The sequence below is a fragment of the Paenibacillus sp. FSL W8-0194 genome, assembly GCF_037969745.1.
Taxonomy (GTDB): Bacteria; Bacillota; Bacilli; order Paenibacillales; family Paenibacillaceae; genus Paenibacillus_AQ; species Paenibacillus_AQ cookii.
The window spans coordinates 3,941,277-3,963,333 of sequence record NZ_CP150205.1 but is presented as its reverse complement, the minus strand read 5'-3'; the positions used below and the strand labels follow the sequence as shown (position 1 = coordinate 3,963,333).

The 22,057-nt window shown below is 51.9% G+C and carries 19 protein-coding genes; 15 read left to right on the top strand and 4 right to left on the bottom strand.

Annotation, left to right across the window (positions count from 1 at the left end; all coding sequences use genetic code 11):
* Window positions 1–13: 13 nt before the first annotated feature.
* The 12 genes from MKY58_RS18060 to MKY58_RS18005 all read left to right on the top strand — a co-directional run bounded on the left by MKY58_RS18060 (window position 14) and on the right by MKY58_RS18005 (window position 13,983).
* Window positions 14–1,069 (top strand): glycosyltransferase family 4 protein, encoded by a 1,056-nt coding sequence (locus tag MKY58_RS18060; RefSeq protein WP_339321469.1) that lies wholly within the window; start codon window positions 14–16, stop codon window positions 1,067–1,069.
* Window positions 1,070–1,162: 93 nt separating this feature from the next.
* A complete protein-coding gene (locus MKY58_RS18055; RefSeq protein ID WP_339321468.1) occupies window positions 1,163–2,494 on the top strand; it encodes an oligosaccharide flippase family protein in 1,332 nt (443 codons plus the stop codon).
* A gap of 26 nt (window positions 2,495–2,520) precedes the next feature.
* The gene (locus MKY58_RS18050; protein ID WP_339321467.1) at window positions 2,521–3,690 is read left to right on the top strand and encodes a glycosyltransferase; all 1,170 of its coding nucleotides are present in this window, start codon (window positions 2,521–2,523) and stop codon (window positions 3,688–3,690) included.
* Between the two features lie 72 nt (window positions 3,691–3,762).
* The gene (locus MKY58_RS18045) at window positions 3,763–4,953 is read left to right on the top strand and encodes a glycosyltransferase family 4 protein (RefSeq protein WP_339321466.1); all 1,191 of its coding nucleotides are present in this window, start codon (window positions 3,763–3,765) and stop codon (window positions 4,951–4,953) included.
* Entirely contained in the window at window positions 4,950–6,149 is a 1,200-nt protein-coding gene (locus MKY58_RS18040; protein WP_339321465.1) for a glycosyltransferase family 4 protein, read from the top strand. The genes MKY58_RS18045 and MKY58_RS18040 overlap by 4 nt, the downstream gene beginning before the upstream one ends.
* Entirely contained in the window at window positions 6,146–7,285 is a 1,140-nt protein-coding gene (locus MKY58_RS18035; protein WP_339321464.1) for a glycosyltransferase, read from the top strand. The genes MKY58_RS18040 and MKY58_RS18035 overlap by 4 nt, the downstream gene beginning before the upstream one ends.
* Before the next feature lie 2 nt (window positions 7,286–7,287).
* Window positions 7,288–8,664, top strand: coding sequence for a sugar phosphate nucleotidyltransferase (locus tag MKY58_RS18030; RefSeq protein WP_339325195.1), 1,377 nt, complete (start codon window positions 7,288–7,290; stop codon window positions 8,662–8,664).
* A gap of 59 nt (window positions 8,665–8,723) precedes the next feature.
* Window positions 8,724–10,055: a UDP-glucose/GDP-mannose dehydrogenase family protein gene (locus MKY58_RS18025; RefSeq protein ID WP_339321463.1), complete on the top strand. Its 1,332-nt coding sequence runs from the start codon at window positions 8,724–8,726 to the stop codon at window positions 10,053–10,055.
* 39 nt (window positions 10,056–10,094) lie between these two features.
* Window positions 10,095–11,264, top strand: a complete 1,170-nt coding sequence (locus MKY58_RS18020; RefSeq protein WP_339321462.1) for a nucleotidyltransferase family protein — start codon at window positions 10,095–10,097, stop codon at window positions 11,262–11,264.
* A 104-nt stretch (window positions 11,265–11,368) separates the two neighbouring features.
* Complete coding sequence (locus MKY58_RS18015; protein ID WP_339321461.1) at window positions 11,369–11,665, top strand: lasso peptide biosynthesis PqqD family chaperone; 297 nt, start codon at window positions 11,369–11,371, stop codon at window positions 11,663–11,665.
* A complete protein-coding gene (locus MKY58_RS18010; protein WP_339321460.1) occupies window positions 11,662–12,141 on the top strand; it encodes a lasso peptide biosynthesis B2 protein in 480 nt (159 codons plus the stop codon). The genes MKY58_RS18015 and MKY58_RS18010 overlap by 4 nt, the downstream gene beginning before the upstream one ends.
* Window positions 12,142–12,177: 36 nt before the next feature.
* Entirely contained in the window at window positions 12,178–13,983 is a 1,806-nt protein-coding gene (locus tag MKY58_RS18005; protein ID WP_339321459.1) for an ABC transporter ATP-binding protein, read from the top strand.
* 99 nt (window positions 13,984–14,082) lie between these two features.
* Here MKY58_RS18005 and MKY58_RS18000 read toward each other — a convergent pair whose 3' ends face one another.
* The 4 genes from MKY58_RS18000 to MKY58_RS17985 all read right to left on the bottom strand — a co-directional run bounded on the left by MKY58_RS18000 (window position 14,083) and on the right by MKY58_RS17985 (window position 17,663).
* Window positions 14,083–15,090 carry an ATP-binding cassette domain-containing protein gene (locus tag MKY58_RS18000; protein WP_339325194.1) on the bottom strand — a complete coding sequence of 336 codons (1,008 nt, stop codon included), beginning with the start codon at window positions 15,088–15,090 and terminating at the stop codon, window positions 14,083–14,085.
* Window positions 15,091–15,117: 27 nt separating this feature from the next.
* Entirely contained in the window at window positions 15,118–15,918 is an 801-nt protein-coding gene (locus MKY58_RS17995; protein ID WP_339321458.1) for an ABC-2 family transporter protein, read from the bottom strand.
* The gene (locus MKY58_RS17990) at window positions 15,915–16,691 is read right to left on the bottom strand and encodes an ABC-2 family transporter protein (protein ID WP_339321457.1); all 777 of its coding nucleotides are present in this window, start codon (window positions 16,689–16,691) and stop codon (window positions 15,915–15,917) included. Before MKY58_RS17990 ends, MKY58_RS17995 begins: the two co-directional genes overlap by 4 nt.
* 144 nt (window positions 16,692–16,835) lie before the next feature.
* Entirely contained in the window at window positions 16,836–17,663 is an 828-nt protein-coding gene (locus MKY58_RS17985) for a hypothetical protein (protein ID WP_339321456.1), read from the bottom strand.
* A 335-nt stretch (window positions 17,664–17,998) separates the two neighbouring features.
* Between MKY58_RS17985 and rhaD the strand changes: the two genes are divergently transcribed.
* The 3 genes from rhaD (at window position 17,999) to MKY58_RS17970 (ending at window position 22,020) form a co-directional block, all read left to right on the top strand.
* Window positions 17,999–18,847, top strand: a complete 849-nt coding sequence (gene rhaD / locus MKY58_RS17980) for a rhamnulose-1-phosphate aldolase (RefSeq protein ID WP_339321455.1) — start codon at window positions 17,999–18,001, stop codon at window positions 18,845–18,847.
* A 307-nt stretch (window positions 18,848–19,154) separates the two neighbouring features.
* The gene (locus MKY58_RS17975; RefSeq protein ID WP_339321454.1) at window positions 19,155–20,414 is read left to right on the top strand and encodes an MFS transporter; all 1,260 of its coding nucleotides are present in this window, start codon (window positions 19,155–19,157) and stop codon (window positions 20,412–20,414) included.
* Window positions 20,415–20,595: 181 nt separating this feature from the next.
* Window positions 20,596–22,020 (top strand): NAD-dependent succinate-semialdehyde dehydrogenase, encoded by a 1,425-nt coding sequence (locus MKY58_RS17970; protein ID WP_339321453.1) that lies wholly within the window; start codon window positions 20,596–20,598, stop codon window positions 22,018–22,020.
* Window positions 22,021–22,057 lie beyond the last annotated feature (37 nt).

Genomic DNA, 22,057 nt, shown 5'->3' with positions numbered 1-22,057 from the left:
GCGAGGGAATATCTTGAATATTCTGCATATAGCCAACCATGTTAAACAATCCGGCAACGGCATCGTAAACGTTATGATAGACCTTGCATGCAGTCAAGCCAAATTCGGACATAATGTAGCGGTTGCATCAGGGGGAGGGGAGTACGTCGAATTATTGCAAAGAAACAACATACGGCATTACAAGCTTGATCAAACGAGAAAGCCGGTACAGATGGTACGGGCTTTTTATCATTATCGGAAATTGGTCAAACAGTTCAAGCCGGATATTGTTCATGCGCATATGATGACTGGGGCTCTTTTGTCACGTCTTTTTAGAGGACTTCGAAAATATAAAATCGTCACCCATGTACATAACGAGTTCCAGAAAAGCGCGGATTTCATGAAAGTGGGCGATTCCGTCATTGCCGTAAGCCAAGCGGTGGCCAAATCGATGTTAAGCCGAGGCGTACAAGAGCAAAAATTGCATGTTGTTCTGAACGGTACGGTCGGGAGTCCCAGAAAAGAAGCCGCCGATGAGGAAATCCAGCTGAAAGGACCGTCTATTGTTACCGTAGCCGGACTTTATGAGCGGAAAGGGATTCAGGATCTGATCGAGGCGTTTGAAATCGTTGGTGCGGAATGTCCTGAAGCCCATTTATATCTTTTGGGAGATGGTCCAGACAGGCCTAAATTTGAAATGAAGGCGAACGAGTCCCTGAGAAAGTCGCAGATTCATTTTTTGGGCTATAAGCCGCATCCCCAAAAATATATGGGGGCCGCGGATGTTTTCGTGCTGCCTTCGCACAAAGAATCGTTTGGCTTGGTACTGATTGAGGCTCGGGAAGCGGGTTGTCCGATTGTCGCAACGAATGTTGACGGCATTCCGGAAGCATTGGACTTTGGAAAATCGGGCATGTTAGTTCCGCCAAAATCTCCGGATCAGCTGGCCGAAGCCATTTTAAGAATGCTAAAAGACGCCGGTGTCAGAGAACATTATCGCAAACGAGCTTTACAAGGACTGGAATATTATTCAATCGAAAGAGTGGCAAGAGAAACACTGAGAATTTACGAGGAACTGAAGAGAGGTTGAATTCATCCTGTTGAACGAGCTTTGATCCTAGTTGTCGTCCACAATTCGTCTCATGGAATGTAACCATAGGACCTTAAGGTGAGTGCATATATTGTGAAGAAACTTTTTTTTTCGGGACTTGCGGTGAACTTATCGATATTAGTCATTAATTTTATAACGGGGATCCTAAGTGCACGCTACCTTGGGCCTACAGGCAGAGGAGAGCTTGCGATCATCAATCAGTGGCTGCTGTTGCTCGGAGGGCTATGTGCTTTCGGTTTGCCGGGGGCGGTCGTGTATATGGGAAAGACTTCATCAAACGAAAGGGAATATTACCTTGGAGCCTACTTAATCATCGCTCCTTTGGCCGGTTTAATAGGACTTGTTGCAGGAGAAGTCTTTTTGCCTTATGCCATGGGGGAGGACGCGGAACACGTACTTAGCCTGCTAAGAGTTCTGCTGATTACGTTGCCCTTTACCGTGCTTTCGGACGGGATTGTAGGGAATCTGCAAACTTTAAATGCGTTTAAGAAAATCATGTTGTTCAAGTTCAGCCTCCCTGTAGGTTCATTAGTCATCATGTCCGCATTGATTGCATTTAACGTATACAATGTTAAAAATTACATCACGATCTATTATCTTTGGGTTATGTTTGTTCTTGCGATTCTATTTATATCATTAATTCGAATGATTAAGCCGAAATTCAAATCGGTGCTTCAATATTCCCGGCAGCTTTCAAAAAAAGGGGTGCAAATATTTGGAACGGTTGTCGTGGGCGTATTTAGCGGGGGACTGGACCAGATCGTTATTTCGATGTTGTTGTCCAGTTATGTCTTAGGGTTGTATAGCGTAGCGATCAGCATCGGCACCATTGTCCCGTCTCTTATGATCGGTTCCTTAAGCTTCTATTTCTGGCCGAAGTTGATGGATCTTAACGAGGAAGAACGGGCAAAAAAGGTGGAAGACACGCATAGTCTTTTGTTTTACGGCTCGATGTTGGTGTGCTTGTGCGGCTCAATCGTTACCTATTTCTTACTTCCGGTTCTCTATGGAAATGAATATTTATTATCTATTCCCATGGCTATCGCGTTTTTATTGGTGGCCCCCTTTAAAGTCGCTCACAGTATTTTGGTGTCATATTTAAATACCAAAGGCGACTTTAACCGAATAACGATCGCGGAGATCGTCGGACTGGCGTCCGGCATTTCGGCGATGTATTTGTTATTGCCCGTCGTAGGTAATATTGGTGCTCCTTTGGGGGTCATTGTATCGAGCCTGGTGAAATGGTGCTTGATGTTTTATTGGAGTTATAAGAAGGGGCTTGCCGCCTCGAACATGATGAGAATACATCCCAAAATGGTGCGGTTGTTCATCAGACCTGCAGAGACGGTCAAAGCGTTAAATATATTGAACAGAAAAAAACAGAAAGTTAAAGGAATGACGTAATTTTTTTAAAAGGGAGGGGAAGTCGCATGGTTATCGTCCAATTGGCGGATGGGATGTTATCGATCGGCGGGGTCAGCCGCTTTATCTATAACTTGACGTTAAAACTTGAAAAGCAAACAAACCGTGCCATATCGGCGGTTTATGAACTTGAGGAAAACAATAACTGGGGGGAGCAGCCCTTAAATATCATTAAACTGGATGACAACAACGAAACAAGCTATAAGAAAATTTCGGGATGCAACCCGGACCTCATCGTGTGGCATGTCAGTATCAGAACGATCGGTTTAGTGAGGGAACTTTCAAAAAAATATCCGGTTTTAGCCATAGTACATAGTATCCCGTGCCCGTCAGGAACCCGGCTGTTTCGGGACAAAGACGAAATTTGTTATATCACTTCCGGAGCAAAATGCCTTCAGAACTGGTATACAAGAAGGTGCGGGACCAACCCCTCGCCAACCAAGGCCGTTAAATCTTTATTGGTGCATAAAACGATGATGAATACATTAAAATCATGCAACTGGGTGTACACCATCAGCAAATCAATGAAATCGTATTTAATGCAAGAAGGCATTCCGGAAGAACAAATCACTATTTTTGATGTTTCTTTAGGCTCAGTGTTAGAACTTCCTAAAGAGATAAACATCGTTGAGAAAAATAACGATGACCCGATCCATATATTGTTCATGGGCAGGCTTTCATATAATAAAGGCGTCCAATATTTGATCAAAGCGGTAAAAATTTTATTGGATGAAGGCATGAAGGTGACATGCACCATTGCAGGAAAAGGTTGGTTTGAAAGCAAGCTGGTACAGCTTACCGAAGAATTAAATCTAAGTCACACCATTGCTTTTATCGGGTCGGTACCCGGCACGGATGTAGGAAAATGGTATGAAGCAGCCGATGTCATTGTGGTACCTTCTATATTGCCCGAGCCGGCCGGATTGGTAGTTCCTGAAGCGCGAAGTTACGGTAAACCGGTTGTGGTGTTTAATGTTGGCGGGCTTGCAGAGTGGAACGAATATATCACGGGCATATCCAACGCCGAAGCCCCGGACCCTTACAGTCTGGCAAGAACCATAAAGCAAACGATGAAAAAAGAGGAGGTTCCTCAAGTCAAAATGAATTACGCGGACGAAAGGGTCGACATCGTAGATCAAATCGGAAAAGTACTGATATCAAATCAGGCAGCGAAATAAAGGCTTACCGCCAAACAATCTGCATTTGGAAAGAGAGTTCCTGACAATTCTACTGAAGAAAAGGGAGATACAATGAATGTGCTTTCGACTGGAATGGGTTGGATCGACGTCCAATATGGAGGATTGAATCGTTATTTTGCCGACTATTCAAATGCGATGAGGAAACATGGCCATGCGGAGCTCGGACTTGTGGTTGCACCCAGGGGGATCCAAGTGGAAACCGATTTGAACATCAAAAATGTTGCGCAGGAACTGGAAGCGGAACATTTCCTTCCGCGGATGAAATCGGTTCGAAATCACACCCTGCAAGCCATACGCTCTTTTCGCCCGGATGTTTTTAATCCGCATTTTGCTTTTTATACGACGCTGGTCACAAGGGGAATCATTCCGCCGCACGTCCCCATCGTTTCCCATTTTCACGGTCCCTGGGCTTTGGAAACCGAGGTGCAGTCGGGCAAGTCGGTGACCAAAGTCGTAAAGGAAGCAAGGTTATGGATGAAAAAACAGGTGGAGCAGCTCACCTATCGCCGAGCGGACAGCTTCATCGTACTGAGCGAATATTTCCGCAATATTTTGGCCGAAAACTACGGCATCGATGAAAAAAGAATCCATATCATCCCCGGCGCGGTCGATCACCATCGCTTTTGCCCCCATCCTGATCGTGAAGGACTGAGGGCTAAACTAGGCATTGCCCCTAATCAGGCGATGCTTTTTTGTATTCGCAGGTTAGTCCGAAGAATGGGGATTGACCGTTTGATCCATGCCATGGCCGAGGTGGTCAAGTCCCATCCCGATGTCCGGCTGTTCATTGGGGGCGACGGGCCGATGCGGGCAGAATATGAAGCGCTGATAGATGAACTGGGACTTATTAAGAATGTGACATTGCTTGGCAGGGTTTCGGATGAGAAGCTTGTGCAGTATTACCAAGCAGCGGACATCAGCGTGGTCCCGACCCTTGCTTTGGAGGGATTCGGCTTGATCACCGTGGAATCCCTTGCGTGCGGGACGCCGGTGCTTGGCACTCCCATAGGCGGAACGAAGGAGATTTTGCGGCACCTCTCGGATGAATTAATGTTTGAGGACGGAACCTCCGAAGCCATTGCAAGAAAGATTATCGATGTCCTCAACAAGGATTCATTTCTTCCTTCTCGGGAAACGTGCAGAGAACATGTGCTGAGCCGGTATACATGGAGTAAAGTGGCCGAGGCCGTTACCGAAGTATTCGCGGAAGAGATCGATAAAAGAAAGGTATTCAGAACATGAAAATAGCTTTTTATAACCATACCAGCACGATTAGCGGCGCAGAAATCAGCCTGCTGCTTACTGCAAAACACTTAACGAAAGCCCATCCGATCATTTACGCGCCTGATGGGGAACTATTGCAAAAAGCACGCAGCGAGGGGCTTGAAACGGTCCATCTGCCTAGTTTTCGCGCAAGAATGACCAAAAACCCGTTCGTTCTCGGGTGGTATGCGATGGGAATGTTGCGGGCGGGCTGGGGGCTTGCGCGGGCCATGAAAAAAAGCAGGGTGGACCTCATTCATGCAAACTCCATCAGGGCGGGGATCATGGCGAGTTTGTTCAGATGGTACCATCGGCTGCCGGTGGTCTGGCATGTTCGGGATATGCCTCCTCAGGGGTTAATCGGAAAATGCATCCGCAAAATCGCGGGAAGCGGGGCTCAGGCGCTGATTGGCATTTCCAGACCTGTCATAAAGGGAATCGGCGAGCCGTATTTGCAAGAGCGCTGCCATCTCGTTCATAACGGAGTCGAGTTAAGGGAAATGAATCAGGACGATAGATTAGCGTATCGGAAGAGAATCCGTTCCGAAATGGGCGCTTCGGATGAGACGCAAGTTTTGGCGATCATCGGGCAAATTGCGCCATGGAAAAGGCAGGAAGATGCGATTGAAGCGTTTGCCTCTCTTGTTCGGGAGAAGCCGAACGCCGTTCTTTGGATCGTGGGTGAGGCTAAATTCAGGGAAGAGAATGATCGATATCTCGATACATTGAAGAAAAAAGTCAAAACCTTGCGTCTGGAAGACAAGGTCATATTCACCGGGTTTAGGGAGGATGTTTTGGAGATCTGCTGCGCAGCGGATCTCCTTTTATTATGTTCGGACCATGAACCCTTTGGCCGCGTCATTATCGAAGCGATGTCGCAAGGAACGCCGGTGGTGGCCACCCGGGGAGGAGGCGTTCCGGAGATTATTCAAGATGGCGTGAGCGGGTTGATGTACGAAATCGGGAATGTCGAGGAGCTTCAACATCGGATCCGCGACATCCTTGATAACGAGACTTTGCGGTCGGCTCTTCGCCGGAACGGGCCGAAGAGGGTCAAGGAGAAGTTTTCCATTGCGCATACGTCCCAAAAAATCGAGCTTATTTATGACCAGCTGCTGGCAGCTTCAAACCACGAATATTTGGACCGGCCGCGTACGGGGGAGATGTTGAAATGAATGATTTAAAGGTTGCAATCGTCCATGACTACCTGAATCAAATGGGAGGCGCCGAACGGGTCGTGGCCGTCTTTCACAAGATGTTTCCGCAGGCGCCGATTTATACGACGATTGCGGATGGCGATAAGCTGCTTCCGGAACTAAAGGATGCCGTCATCAAGGTGACCTGGATGCAGCGGATTCCATGGGTGTTATCCAAATTCAAGCTGTTTTTCTGGTTATATCCGTTTGCTGTCCGCTCCATGAACGTGAAGGGATACGACCTGATCCTCAGCTCCAGCAGCGCGTATGCAAAAGGGGTGCGAAAGGGCAGGGCAAGCGTCCATGTCTGCTATTGCCACACGCCTATGCGATTTGCGTGGAATTTTGAGTCGTATATGGAGGGAGTCGAGGTCCCCCCTTCCGTAAAACGGATCGCCAAATGGCTTACGCACCCGCTGCGGATCTGGGACCGGTACAATTCCAAAAAGGTGGATCGGATCATCGCGAATTCTACGATCGTCAAGGAACGGATCGGCCAATGTTACGGCGTCCATTCGCCCGTTATTTTTCCTCCGGTGGATATCAGCCGATTCCACATTGCAGAGCAGCCGCCTGAAGACTACTTTCTTGTCGTCTCGAGGCTGGTGTCTTATAAAAAAATCGATCTGGCGGTTGAAGCCTGCACGCTGCTGGGACAGAGACTGCTGGTCGTGGGGGACGGGCCGGACCGGCAAAGGCTCGAAAAAATCGCGGGGGCGACGGTCACGTTTTTGGGCAGGCGAAGCGATGAAGAAGTGGTCCAATATATGCAGCGCTGCAAAGCATTGATTTTTCCCGGCATTGAGGATTTTGGCATTACGCCGCTTGAGGTGAATGCATGCGGCAGGCCGATCATCGCCTTTTGCGGAGGCGGTGCTCTGGATACGGTCATGCCGGAAAAAACGGGACTCTTTTTTAAGGAACAGCGGATCGGTGCATTGATGGAGGCTATTGAGCGGTTCCATCAATATGATTGGGATCCCGCCTATATTCGGGCGCATGCCGAGCAATTCGGCGAGCATGTGTTTATGGCGCGGCTCCGGTCCAGCATTGAGGAGCTTGTCCTGGAAAAGACGAGTCGCGAAATGACTATGGAAGCAAAAAGGAGCTACTGATGATGCATATCATTTTGTTGTCCGGCGGAAGCGGAAATCGATTGTGGCCTTTATCGAACGACACCCGGTCCAAGCAGTTTCTGAAAATTTTGGAATGCGCGTCGGGCCAGCGGGAGTCGATGGTGCAGCGCGTCTGGGGCCAACTGGGACAAAAGAATCTCCGGGAGCGTTCCGTTTTGGCGACCGGGAGGAGCCAGGTGGAACTGATCCAGAGCCAGCTTGGAGCCGAGGTGGAGTTGGTTGTTGAGCCGGAGCGCAGGGATACTTTTCCAGCGATCGCCTTGGCTGCCGGTTATTTATACTCCGTCAAAGGCGCCGCACTCAGCGATGTCGTGATCGTCCTTCCGGTGGATCTTTTTGTGGAGGACCTGTTCTTCGATAAAGTGAAAGAGCTGGAGTCGCTAATGGTACATACGAAGGCCGAGCTGGGCTTGATGGGCGTTTCGCCGGACCATCCATCATCTAAATTCGGTTATATCGTGCCCCAATCGTCCATAACCGAAGCGCATGGAACGGAGTTCTTCCGGGTCAGCCATTTCGTCGAAAAACCCGACGGACCGGCGGCCCTCCGCTTGATGGAACAATCGGCCCTATGGAATTGCGGCGTATTTGCTTTCCGGCTGGAATACATCATCGAACATCTGATCCAGCGTTCCCTTCCCATTCAATATGACGAATTGTTAAACCAGTACAGCCGGATGGAAAAAATCAGCTTTGATTATGCCGTCGTGGAGCAGGCAACAAATATTGTCGCCATGCCTTACCGCGGGATCTGGAAGGACCTGGGCACCTGGGACGCGCTGACGGAAGAGGTCCGTACGCCTTTGATCGGGAAAGGCACGTTGACCGAAGATTCGACCCGTACGCATGTCATTAACGAGCTGGACATTCCGATCACGGTCATTGGAGCTCCCAACTTAATCGTGGCGGCAAGTCCCGACGGCATTCTCGTATCCGAAAAAAACGCCAGTATGCGGATTAAAGACGTGATGAAATTCGGCGAGCAGCGTCCCATGTATGAGGAGCGCCGCTGGGGCCGCTACCGGGTGCTGGACTATATCAAGTATCCCAACGGAAATGAAGTATTGACGAAGCGGATATGCATACTGCAAGGGAAAAATTTGAGTTATCAATATCATTTGCATCGCAGCGAGGTTTGGACCGTCGTGTCCGGCGTCGGGGAAATGGTGCTGGACGGCAAAGTGCGGAGCATTGGAAAAGGGGACGTCATCGTCATCCCTGCGGGTGCGAAACACAGCCTGCGCGCCATTACGGACATTGAAATGATAGAGGTGCAGACCGGCAGCGAATTGGTCGAGGAGGACGTCGTGAGACTGGCGATGAAATGGGAGGAAATCGAAGTCAATGTGTTGAGCTGACAGCGGAAATTACGAAACGGCAAAACAGCGAATTCTATTATAGAAGGAATGAAGCGAAAATGAAAATTGCGGTCATAGGAACAGGTTACGTTGGATTGGTTTCGGGCGTATGTTTCTCCGAGCTTGGGAACGAGGTGGTTTGCGTCGATAAGATCCCGGCAAAAATCGATCGCTTGAACGGCGGCGAAGTGCCGATCTACGAACCTGGGCTCCAGTCCATGATAGCTTCCAATAAAGAAGCGGGCAGGCTTCGTTTCACGACGGACCTGAACGCTTCCGTGAAATGGTCGGATATCGTCATCATCGCGGTGGGAACGCCGTCCTTGCCGAACGGGCAGGCCAATTTGGGGTATGTCGAGGAAGCGGCCCGGGAGATCGGAAACGCCATGAACGGTTATAAAATCATCGTCACCAAAAGCACCGTTCCGGTAGGCACGAACGAAAAAATCGCCAACATCATCGCGAACCATACAGAAAAACCTTTTGACGTTGCATCCGTTCCCGAGTTTCTGCGCGAGGGAACCGCGATCCAAGATACGCTGCACCCGGATCGTATCGTGATTGGCACGGACAGCCCAAAAGCGAAGGAATGGCTCGTCGAACTGCATAAAAGCTTGACGCCCGACATCATCGTAACCGATATCCGCAGCGCCGAAATGATTAAATATGCCTCGAATGCGTTTCTTGCAACCAAAATTTCTTTTATCAACGAAATCGCGAATATATGCGAAAAGGTCGGAGCCGATGTGACGAAAGTAGCCTCCGGAATGGGTTACGACAAGCGCATAGGCTCTTCTTTTTTAAAAGCGGGCATCGGTTACGGCGGTTCTTGTTTTCCGAAAGACACCCAGGCCCTTGTTCAAATCGCGGGCCAAATGAATTATGATTTCAAGCTTCTGAAGTCCGTGATCGAAGTGAACCGGGATCAGCGCCTGAACGTCGTTCGCAAGCTGGAGTCCTTGCTGGACGGACTGGCGGGTACGACGATCGGAGTCTGGGGACTTGCGTTTAAACCCGATACGGATGACGTCCGCGAGTCCCCGGCATTGGAAATCATCGCCGCGCTTGAACGGCGCGGAGCAAAGGTGAAAGCGTATGATCCAATCGCCAAAGACAATTTCAGGGATATTTACGGGTCGAACACCGTAATCTACTGCGACAACGCGAAGGAAGCGGCTTGGCAATCGGATGCGCTTTGCATTTTGACGGAATGGCAGGAATTTCAGCAGATTCCGTTAACGGATATCGAAGGCTGGCTGAAGCTGCCGCATTTGATTGATGGCAGAAACATTTATGACGAAGGGCAAGTTGCAAATACGAATCTTGTTTATTATTCCGTGGGCCGGCCCGGCATGAATCGGGGCGCGAAGGAACAGGCGCCGGTCTTATAAATGGAACCTATTCGATTGGAGATAGCGGGGGAGGAATCTTTGAGAGCAGAAGCCATGGAACTAGACCTCAGCGGTTTGCCGGAAGAATTGATTTTTTTATTGAGCTTGTTGGGGGGAACATCCCCGGATCAGCATCTTATTCGGGAGCTGGGAGCGGCGCTGGACTGGGATCGGTTCATGAAGCTTGCGATGCACCATCGGGTATATCCTCTGGCCTATATCAAATTAAAAGAAGCGTATGCCGCCTCGGTTCCTCCGGGCGTCATGGAATCCTTGCATCGCCAGTACCAAAGCAATACCGTCAAAATGCTCCATCTCAGCAGGGAAATGAGCCGCGTCTACGAACGTTTGGACGAAGCAGGGGTACGGACGCTTTTGTTGAAGGGGCCGGTGCTCGCCTTTCAGCTGTACGGAGATTTGGCCCATCGGACATCCAAAGACCTGGATATTCTCGTGTCACCGGATGAAGTGGAACGGGCAGAGGACGTACTGCTGCAGCTAGGTTATGAACTGATGGATTACCGTGCCTTGGGCAATTGGAAAAAAAAGTCCCATCATCTTTCGTACGAACATAAGGAGCACCGGACGCAAGTGGAAGTGCACTGGAGATTGAATCCTCACTTCAGCAAATCGTATTCGTTCGAAAAACTATGGGAGCGCAAGCGCGCCGTAGCCCTGGCGAACCAAACCTTCCACTGCCTGGGAAACGAAGATCAGCTCCACTACCTGACGGACCATGGGGCAAGGCACGGCTGGTTCCGGTTGCGGTGGTTAATGGATATCGAACGTTTGCTGCCTCAAATCAGCGGAACCCGGCTCAGGGACGTTCTGAAACAGCATGGCGGCAAACATCACGTTGGGCAGGCGCTGATTTTGTCGTCCCAGCTGCTGTCGGCGGAGATTCCCGGTGAACTGGAGGAGCTGACAAGGGATGCGAAAGCGCGCCGGCTTGCCGACCAAGCCCTTTTTTACGTTTCGCGCATCGTCCAATTAAACCCCGTACCCGAAAAAAGCGTTGCCTGGCATTATTACCGTTACCTGTTTTCGTTAATGTCAACGCGGCAAAAAATCGCCTATCTTCTGAACAAAACGCTCCCCAGTTCGCGGGATGCGTTATTGCTACCGCTGCCGAAGCCGCTTTATTTTTTATATTACCCCCTTCGACCGTTGCTTTGGTTCTGGCGGCGGTTCAGGCAACAGTCCGCATAATACCGTCTGCCGGTTGTATACAAAACAACCTGTTTTTGCTATAATGATACAAAATGTATCATTCAAATGCAGTGCGCATAATCCAATTAGAGGAGGCTCGATTTATGGGCGTTGACGTGATTTCATCAGATGTGTTGGTCAAACAATCCGAAGGTTTTTTGGTCAGCGAGATGGATGGCGAAAAGGTGATGCTGAGCATCGAAAACGGAAAATATTATAATTTGGGGCAGACCGGAAGCCGGATCTGGGAGCTTATTGCTTCCCCCGTAACCATTTCCGGGATCGTGGATCAATTAGTGGAAGAGTTTGAAATCGGGCGGGAGGCCTGTGAGCAGCAAGTATTTGCTTTTCTGAGGCACCTTGCGGCGGAGAAACTGATACAGGTGTGCTTTAAGCGATGAGCTTCTATCAAAAAGTGCATCGTTTTATGAATGCCCCCGTGCAAGTCAAGGGAATGTATGCCGAAGCTTACGTTTACCTGGCGTGGGGGAGGATTCTTAAGCTGCTTCCCTTCCACAAAGTGGCCCCGACCTTGGGGGAGAAAATGAAAGAGACCCCTCATACCAATCGTACGGACCAGGAACTGCAGCTGTTGCGAACGGTGTCCAGAGCAGTCCATGCCATGAGCAGGTTCACATGGTGGGAAAGCCAATGTCTCGTCAAGGCGATTGCTGCGATGAAGATGTTGGAGAGAAGAGGGATTCCAAGCACGCTCTACTTGGGCAGCGCCAGAAACAACGAAGGACAGATGGTCGCCCATGCATGGCTGCGAAGCGGTTCGTACATTGTAACCGGGAAAGAAGGCCATGAAAAATACACGGTCGTAGGAATATTCGGGAACGGGATGGGCGCTGAAGGTTGCAGGGCCGAGAAGTGAAGCGCCGCCCGGAATCCGCTTAAGGAGCTTTGCATAATGAAAGAGCTGTTTTATTATGTTCGCAAAATGCATCATTTCGCGGGATTTAGACTATACCTGAACATGTCCATGGTTTTGCTCATCAGTTTGCTGGACGGTTTCGGCATCTATTTGATCGTGCCCCTTCTGAGCATCATCGGAGTATTTCCCATGGATACGTCAAGCATACCGCTCCTGTCCGCTATGATTGGCATCATCGAATCATGGTCGCTTGATTTGAATTTGCCGATCGTATTGGCCTTATACATCGTAATCATAGGGGGGCAGGCATGGCTTCAACGGAGCCAAGCCTTGCTGAACTCAAGGATATTGCAAAGCTTTATCCGTACGCTCCGCATGGAAACGTACCGCGGCCTGCTGCAAGCCAAATGGGAGTTTTACCTCCGGAAACGGAAATCCGAATTCAACCATGTCATGTCCAATGAGCTGGGCCGGGTAAACTTGGGCACATCTTTATTCCTGCAGGCGGTTTCTTCTTTTTTATTCACCCTTCTTCAAATCGCCATTGCCCTGTGGCTCGCCCCAGTTTTAACCATAGCCGTATTGATCAGCGGCGGTCTGCTGGCCTTGTTTTCACGTAAATTCATCAAGAAATCCAAACGGATCGGGGAACAGACAACGGAGCTCTCAAAATATTATTTTTCAGGCATTAGCGAGCATTTTAACGGTATCAAGGATATCAAAAGCAACAGGCTCGAGCAGTCTCACATCCACTGGTTCAACAAACTGACCGAACATATGGAACGGAATTTTATCCAGTTTGGCCGGGTGAATTCGTTGTCGCAATTCATCTACCGCGTCTCCTCTGTCGTACTCATTGCCGGCTTCGTTTATCTGGCGCTCGAAATCATGCATACCCCGGCGCAACAATTGGTGGTGGTTGTGCTGATTTTCTCCAGGCTGTGGCCGAGATTTATCGGCATGCAATCGAACATGGAGCAGCTCGTTTCTTGTCTTCCGGCTTTCCACACGATGCGTCAACTGCAAAAGGAATACGAGGCCGACCAGGAGCTTAGCAAAGCGGCGTTCGAAGATGAGCCGGAGGATTTCCGGTTTGTGGACGGGATCGAATGTTTGGACGTGGATTACCGCTATGATCCCCATGCTTCCCAGTACGCTTTGCGCAACGTTAACGTACATATTCCCGCGAACCGCATGACGGCCATCGTAGGCAAATCCGGTTCTGGAAAAAGCACGCTTATCGATATGCTCATGGGTTTGATCCAGCCTGAATCAGGACAGGTGCTTATCGACGGCGTATCCCTTCGGGACGAGCGGAAGCTTCTGTCTTTGCGCAGCGCCATCGGTTATGTACCGCAGGATCCTTTTCTGTTCAATGAGAGCATCCGGTACAATTTGAAGCTGGTCGATCCGGAGGCCAGCGATGAACAGCTATGGAGCGCTTTGAAATTTGCCGCCTCCGACGAATTTGTGCGCCATCTTCCCCAAGGACTGGATACGGTCATCGGCGACAGGGGCATCCGGTTATCGGGAGGGGAACGGCAGCGAATCGTATTGGCAAGGGCGATCTTGAAGCGCCCCGCGATCCTCGTCCTGGATGAGGCGACAAGCGCGCTGGACAGCGAAAACGAACGAGTAATTCAACAGGCTCTGGAAGAATTGAAAGGGAGCGTGACCATTATCGTCATCGCCCACCGTCTATCCACCATTCGCAATGCGGACCACGTGATCGTCATGGATCGCGGCCGGGTCATTCAACAAGGCGGATACATGCAGCTGTCGCAAGAGAACAAAGGCGCCTTTAAGCGCTTGCTTAACTATCAGGCCGGATCCCAGATGTAGAATCCTTTGATCATGGGGCGAGCACCTGTGAAAAAAACAAAAGCAGGAGGCTGCGGACGTTGTACGTCCGCGCATCCTGCTTCTCCCCGGTAAAAATCGTTAATACACCCGGTGGATGATATCCTCGAAATTGGGTTCCTCCATATGAATGTCCGCAATTTCTCCCCAGCGGCCGACCATCCGCAAAATGTCCATCGCCTTGGCCTGCTGCCGGTTCGCTTCGATTAGCACCTCGCTGTCGCTCGCTTCGATGATTCGGAATTCGCCTTCCGCGCCGTCCAGGCGGAGTTGCAGCGGCATCCCCGCGCCTTCCTGGGCCGGCAGACGGTAGGAGCCGCGGAAGACGATCCGGATGACGGTCGGGAGCCCGATTTTGTCCCGCAAATGCTCAATGGTTCCCTCGTAGCTGAGTTCCCCGTGATTGATGACCATGACCCGCCGGCAGAGCTGTTCGATGTCGTCCATGTCGTGAGTCGTCAGCAAAATCGTTTTTCCGAATTCGCCGTTCAGCGTTTTCAAAAATTCGCGGATGCTCCGTTTGGCGGATACGTCGAGGCCGATGGTCGGCTCGTCCAGGAACAAAACGTCCGGATCGTGCAGCAGCGAGGCGGCGATATCGGCGCGCATCCGCTGCCCGAGCGACAGCTTGCGGACCGGCGTCTCCCAAAACTCCTTCAGGTTCAGCAGTTCCACGAGCTCGGCCAGGCGCCGCTCCTTTTCAGCAGGGGCGACTCTATACATATGAGCCAAAATGTCGTAGGAATCCTTGACGGGCAAATCCCACCACAGCTGGCTGCGCTGCCCGAACACGACGCCGAGCTTTTGGGCCACCCGGCGCCTGTGCTTATGGGGATCGAACCCATTGATTTTGACTTCGCCCGCAGAGGGGTGAAGAATGCCCGTCAACATTTTGATCGTCGTCGATTTGCCGGCTCCGTTCGGGCCGATGTAACCGACGAAGTCCCCTTTTTGGATCGTAAAGCTGATATCCTTCACCGCTTCCTTGAGGCGGTATTCCCTCGTAAACAACGTGCGGATTCCGGCGAAACGGCCTTCCTTGACGACGGGCGTCCGGAACTGCTTATGAAGCCCGCATACTTCAATCATTGCTCCCATGATCAGATCTCCTTTTCCTTAGCTTCCCGTGCTTTGATAACGCGAAAGCCCGAATTTCCAAAATGTAAGCGCAAGTCCCAGTACGCAGGCGGCAAGCAGCGCGACGGCCAAAATGAGCCAAGGGCCGTATTCTCCCCGCAAAATGAACAGGGAGGGGACATAATTGACAAAACCGACGGGAATGGCGACAAGCAGGAAGGAACGGAGCCAGGACGGGTACAACACCAGCGGGTAACGGGCCGCCGTTTGCGAAGCGTCTTCCGTCAGCGTCTGCAGCTCGTTGATCCGCGTCATCCAAAAACCGACCGCGGCGGTCGCTAGACCGATCGCGAACAGGATCACGGCACCGGTGACGATCGCAAGCAGGGTATACGGCACGGCCGTCCATGTGATCTGCCCCGCTGACATCAACCCATGCAGCGACCAATACAACACGGCGCTGCCTTGGAGCAATTCGGCGGGCATCAGCCGGACGTTTTGGCTCATCAAAGCAAGCAGGACCGGCATCGGCCGGGTTAGCAGCTGGTCAAGCTCGCCGGTCGTCAAATACCTTTCCAGGTGGTGCACGTCGCTGGCAAAGGTGCGATACAGCGTTTTGGACAACGTCATGACGGCAAATAGGTAACCGACTTCATGGAGCGACCATCCCTTGACGGCCCCGAATTTGTTCAAAATGATGGCGATCATCAGAAATTCCGCGATTTGGATGAGGGCGGCAAGGAGGGTGCCGAGCACGAAGTTCATCCTGTACTGCATCCGGCTTTGGATGCTCGAACGGATTAACACGGCATAAAGGTCGAGCCAATGCTTCATCTTCATCCTCCCTGCACCTCGACTTTCCGTCTGACCGCAGCGGTGACGAGCAGACAAAGCAGCGTAAGGAGCATGCACCAAGCAACTGAACCGAGCAGGATACCCGGTTGTTCATAACCCATGTAGATGCGCGTCGGAACGTATAACAGATACGGATAAGGCGACAACCAGCCGACCGTCTGCAGCCAAGACGGCAGCCATTCGACCGGGATCAGAAACCCGGCGAGCAAATTGATGAGCGCGTGGTTGACCCAGTACAACCAGCTTGATTCGGTGGTCCACAGCGACGTCGCCCCGATCATGTAGTTGATGCAGATCGACATATAACCCGCAGCCGCGAGGGCGACGGCCGCAAACAGGATTGTGTCCGGCCGGGTCGGCAGGGACAGCTTGAACGCGAGCATATACAGCAGATAGATCGGGACGGATTTATAGACGAACTGATACGCGATCTGTCCCCATTCCCTGCACATGCACATGACAAACAAATGGACAGGCCGCATTAAATCGAGGGAGATTTGGCCTGTCCTGACCGCTTGCGGTATGCCGAGCCCGTTGCTCACGAAGCCGGACACCCACAGCGATGCCTGATTAAAAGCAATGTAGCCGACCATGCCGTGCACGCCGTATTCGCCAAGCGAGTGGTCCTGTCCGATCCCGATCCAGATGCAGGCGTACAGATAGCCGAAGAGAGCGCTTGCGACATTGTGCAGCATGTGCGCCCCGCGGTAGTGCAAATTGCGGGCATACGCTTTTGAAGCCAAAGTGAAATAGAGCATTGAACACCTCCGATAAGTTTTGTGGCGACGAAAACCGTCAACTTCAGTCAAGGCGTAACGAGTGAGAAGGACTCCATCATACCAAAATCTGGTGGACGGCGCAATCACCATTTTCGAAAGGCGTTCAATTGCTTTGCAAGGCGGTTATGACACGGAGGCGAGCTGCGTTTTTGCGTTTTGCAGGATGCCGCCGATTTGATTTTCCAGCGATAGAATTCTCTGCTTCCGTTCCTGGATTTGGCGGAGCTGGGAGACAAGGGTGTTCAGAGCGTTATACACTTGTTTGCCGTTCCCGCCTTTAACGGCTTGGGTTACGTTTCTCCAAAGCGGGCTTACGTTTTTGTTCAGGCTGCTGGCCGTGCTTTTTTCGGCCTTGATCCGGATGCGGAGCGGGTCGGCCTGCGCCATGATGCCGCGGATTTTCTTCTGTGCGGCGGTTCGCTTCGTTTTGGCTGCGCTGAGCGCCTGCTCCTTGTTTTTGATGTCCGCTTTGGCGATTTGGACCGCGACTTTCATCGTGTCGGCCTGGGCTTTCAGCGCGGAGGACAGCTGTTTGTTTTTGAGCTTGTTTGCGGTTTTGATCTGCTGGTTGATCGAGGTGTACATCGAAAACAAAGGTTTGTATTTGTCCTTTGCTTGTTTGGCCGCGGCTTCCAGTTTGGCGATTTTGTCCGCGTCGATCATTTTGACCTGCTTGGTCAGGCCGGACTTGGTTTCTTCGTTTTTGTAATGCTGGGCGCTGATGTTAAGGTCGCTTTGGCGCAGCTGTTCCTGCACATCGGTAAACATGCGGTACAGCGAAGAAAGCTGGCTGCGAAGGGCGCTGTCCGAGGCCGTGGCGCGGTCCACCGCCTGCTGCTGGGTTGGGGACCACTGCATGGAGGCCGCCGCTTCGGCCATCCGGGAGTCGTATAACGACAAGGCGATCAACAGGGACAGAAAAACAGCGGCGATTTTTTTGACGGGATTCATGGACATTCTCCTTTGCGATAAAAATGGGATGAGCGGCGAAGGACAAAAAGAGGCCAAAAGACGCAAAAAAGCACCCGCAAAAAAAGGCATGGAGCCTTTCCTTACGAGTGCTTCGCGTAAGCCGATCATCGAATAAAATTGATATTACTATAGAACATATTCCTAAATATGTCAACACCAAAACATACGTACGCAAAGTTTATTCTACTCAGACAAAAAAAGTACACAAACAAAAACAAAACAACATTTATATTTTTTGTTTATGTTGACTTGGCGTATTCCCGGGAGTACGATGAAGGTGAAAAATACAGATCAGATCAAAGGAGAGGCTTACCGTGAGCACGACAATCATTGCATCGGACCGGCATCATGTTTCAAAAACCGCGATTCCTGCAGTCCGCGAAATGGCAGAGATGGCTTACCATATGTGGACGCTCGGTTGGGACGAACGGAACGGCGGGAATATCAGCCGCATATTGGAAGAAGAAGAGGTTGCCTCTTACCTCCACCTTGGCGAAGTCGGGCGGAAGATCGCTTTATCGTTTCCGGCTCCCGAGCTTGCAGGCAAAATATTCCTCGTGACCGGCTCCGGCAAATATTTCAGGAACATCGTTTCCGATCCGGCGGGGAGCCTCGGCATCATCCGCGTTACGGCAGACGGGGAGCACGCCGAAGTATTGTGGGGATTCGAAGGGAATGCTTTGCCGACAAGCGAACTGGCCGCGCATTTTATGAGCCATATCGAACGTTTGCGGGCGGACCCCGAACACCGGGTCGTCATGCATTCCCATGCCACGCATGTCATTGCGATGACCTTTGTTCACGACTTGGATGAGAAAAAATTCACAAAAACGCTTTGGCAAATGTGCACCGAATGCATCGTCGTGTTCCCGGAAGGAGTGGGCGTATTGCCGTGGATGGTTCCGGGAGGAACGGATATCGGGCGGAAAACCGCAGATCAAATGAAAAAGAAAAAAGCGGTGGTGTGGCCGCATCACGGCATTTTCGGCAGCGGATCAACGATGGATGAAGCCTTCGGGTTGATCGAAACGGTGGAAAAGGCGGCGCAGGTGTACATGCTGACGGCAGCCCACGGAATCAAACAGTCGATAACCGACCGGGAGCTGTCCGAGCTGGCCGCGAAGTTCGGCGTGATTCCAGCGGCCGGAATTATCGAGGCATAAAACGGTTTTGAACCGATGCAACCCATGATGCGCCGTCAGAACAAGGCTGCTCAAGTCCGGGGAGCTTTGTTTACGATGTTCGCGAGGGAGCTTTTGTTCATGAGCCGCAACCTTACAATATATCGCTTTCGGCAAGGGATTTCCACGTGAATTTCCACAAATATTTTTGTGATCGTAAGGCCGTTTGCCCATATTGACTCGTGACCCTTTGCGAGTAGAATGATGATCAAAGACAAGAAAAAGAAGGCATCCGCCCCATATTTGAAATCCGGAACCAACATACGGGAGCTCCGAAGGAGAGTACATCATGATTTCATTAAGAACGAGACGGCAGTACGCGCGCAAAAAATCGATTCAGCGCAAAAACCTCAGGATTGCCACGATGGAAGGCGTGCCCGCGGTGATGTTCCAGACGCTGCTCGGGGGACAATTCCTGACGGGTTATCTGCTGTATCTCGGAGCCGACTCCAGTCAGCTGGGCTTCGTGCTGGCGATTACGACGTTCGTCAATATTGCCCAGCTGTTCGCCGCATTTTTGATCCAGCGGCTGCACAGCCGCAAGTGGACGCTTGTCCTGTTCGTGGCCATACACCGGATTTTGTGGGGCAGCACGGGACTGATTCCGTTTTTGTTTCCCAAACCGCTATGGGTCACCGCCTTTATCATTTTGTATACGCTTGCTTTTACGTTTAACACCGTCGGGGGTATTTTGTGGAACTCGCTGATCAGCGATATCGTTCCCGCGCGTGTCCGCGGGCGGTATTTCGGCATCCGCAACACGATGCTGAACGCTTTGGGGACGCTGGTCATGTACGGCGGGGGGATGCTTCTGGACCATGAACCCGGGGGCACGGGCTACCTCATCCTGTACGTGGTCGTCTGGATTTGCATCGCCGCCAACATTGCGATGTTTTTCTTGTATCCCGATATGCCGTTCGAACATTCTTCGGAGCGCCGCTTCGTTCCGATGCTGAAAAAGCCGCTGAAGGACGGCGCGTTCATGAAGGCGACCCTTTTTTTGGGAAGCTTTCTGTTTTTGCAAAACCTGGTCGTGCCGCTGTATTCCTTCGTCATGCTCCAGCTGCTCCATGTCAACCATCAAACGCTGTCGCTGCTTAACGTCGCCCAGACCGTGTTCATGATGGGAAGCTTTTACGTTTGGGGCAGCCTGAACACCCGCTACAGCAACAGGCGCCTCCTCTTTTGGACGCTGCCGGTCATCGCCCTTTCGTGTTTAATGTGGGGGTTGTTGTCCGTGTTGCCGATGCTGCCGGTCCTGTTTGCCGCCCATATCGTCTTTGGCATCGGGGTCGGGGGCTTTAACCAGCTGGCCTTCAATTTCATGATCGGCGACACGCCGAAAAGCGAACGTCCGATGTACATGGCGATGTATGCGGCGATTACGGGGGTGGCGGCCTTTTTCGGGCCTCTACTCGGCGGCAACGCCTCTGAGGCGATCCGGCATTGGCCGGATTGGACGCAGGTGTACGGCATGCAGCTGATCGTGGGGCTGTCCATGCTTGCCGTGATATTCACCTTCGGGAGAAAAATATTGGGCAGAAGCTAAACGTCATCCGTCGCTTTCGCGTGCGGTGACAAGAAGCCATCCTTTCCGGCGGAACGGGTGGCTTTTGGCATTTCATGCCATATGCTCCTGCCGACATTGACGGCACGGCCTATAAAAAGGGTATATTTATAGGTATGAGGGGGATCCATATCAGCCTTCGCAGGAAAGGGGAGACTTACGGATGTATATCCAGAACATGTATATTAATGGCGAGTGGAAAAGCTGCCGGGAGGAGCTGGAGGTTCGGAACCCGGCGACGCTTGAAGTGATCGGCTCGATTCCGAGAGGCGGCGCGGACGAGGCGCGCCAAGCGGCGGACGCGGCTTATGCGGCGCTGCCCTCCTGGTCCGCCTTGACGGCGAACGAACGGGCCGGATTGCTGATGAAATGGCATGCGCTGATCGAAGCGCACACGCAGGAGCTGGCCGAAATCATGACGGCGGAGCAGGGCAAGCCGCTCAAGGAAGCGGCCGGAGAAATCGGGTACGCGAACAGCTTCGTTTCCTGGTACGCCGAAGAAGGCAAACGGGTATACGGGCAGACGATCCCGGCTTCTTCCCCGAACAAAAGAATATGGGTGCATAAGCAGCCGGTAGGCGTCATCGCGGCGATTACCCCGTGGAATTTCCCGGCGTCGATGATCACGCGCAAGGTCGCTCCGGCGCTGGCCGCCGGATGCACGGTCGTGCTCAAACCGTCGGAGGAAACGCCGTTTACGGCCTTGAAGCTGGCCCAGTTGGCCGAACGGGCGGGCATTCCCGCGGGCGTATTCAATGTCGTGACCGGGGATGCGGCTCCGATCGCCGAAGCATGGCAACAGGACGAACGGGTCCGCAAAATTTCGTTCACGGGATCGACGGCGGTCGGGAAAATGCTGATGCGCGGCGCGGCCGACACGGTCAAAAAAATATCGCTCGAGCTGGGCGGCCACGCACCGTTTATCGTGACGGCGCAGGCCGATCTGGATCAAGCGGTCGAGGGGCTGATCGCCTCCAAATTCCGCAACGGCGGACAAACCTGCGTATGCACGAACCGGGTTTACGCGGAGGAATCGATCGCCGACGAATTCGCGAAAAGGGCGGCGCAGCGCGCATCCCGGCTCAAGGTCGGAAACGGCATGGAGGAAGGCGTGGACATCGGTCCGCTGATCAATGCCAAAGCCGTCGAAAAGGTGAAGCGCCAGATCGAAGACGCCAAAGCCAAAGGCGGCACGATTCTGACGGGCGGGGATGCACCGGAGGGTGCCAAAGGTTATTTCATGAACCCCACGGTCCTGATGAACGCCACCGACGAGATGGAATGCATGAACGAGGAGACGTTCGGCCCGCTCGCGCCGATTACGACCTTCCGCACGCTGGAGGAGGCGGTCGAGCGCGCCAACCGCAGTCCGTACGGGCTTGCGGCTTACGTATTTACCGGAAACATCAAAGAAGCGCTGTATGCCGCGGAAGCGCTGGAATACGGCATCGTCGGGGTCAACGACCCGCTTCCATCCACGGCGCAAGCCCCGTTCGGGGGCTTTAAGCAGAGCGGGCTGGGACGCGAGGGCAGCCATTTCGGCATCGAGGAATATTTGGAGGTCAAATATATTTCTTTGGGACTATAACCGGCAGCATGTTTTTTCGAAAAACGGGCGGCTTCAT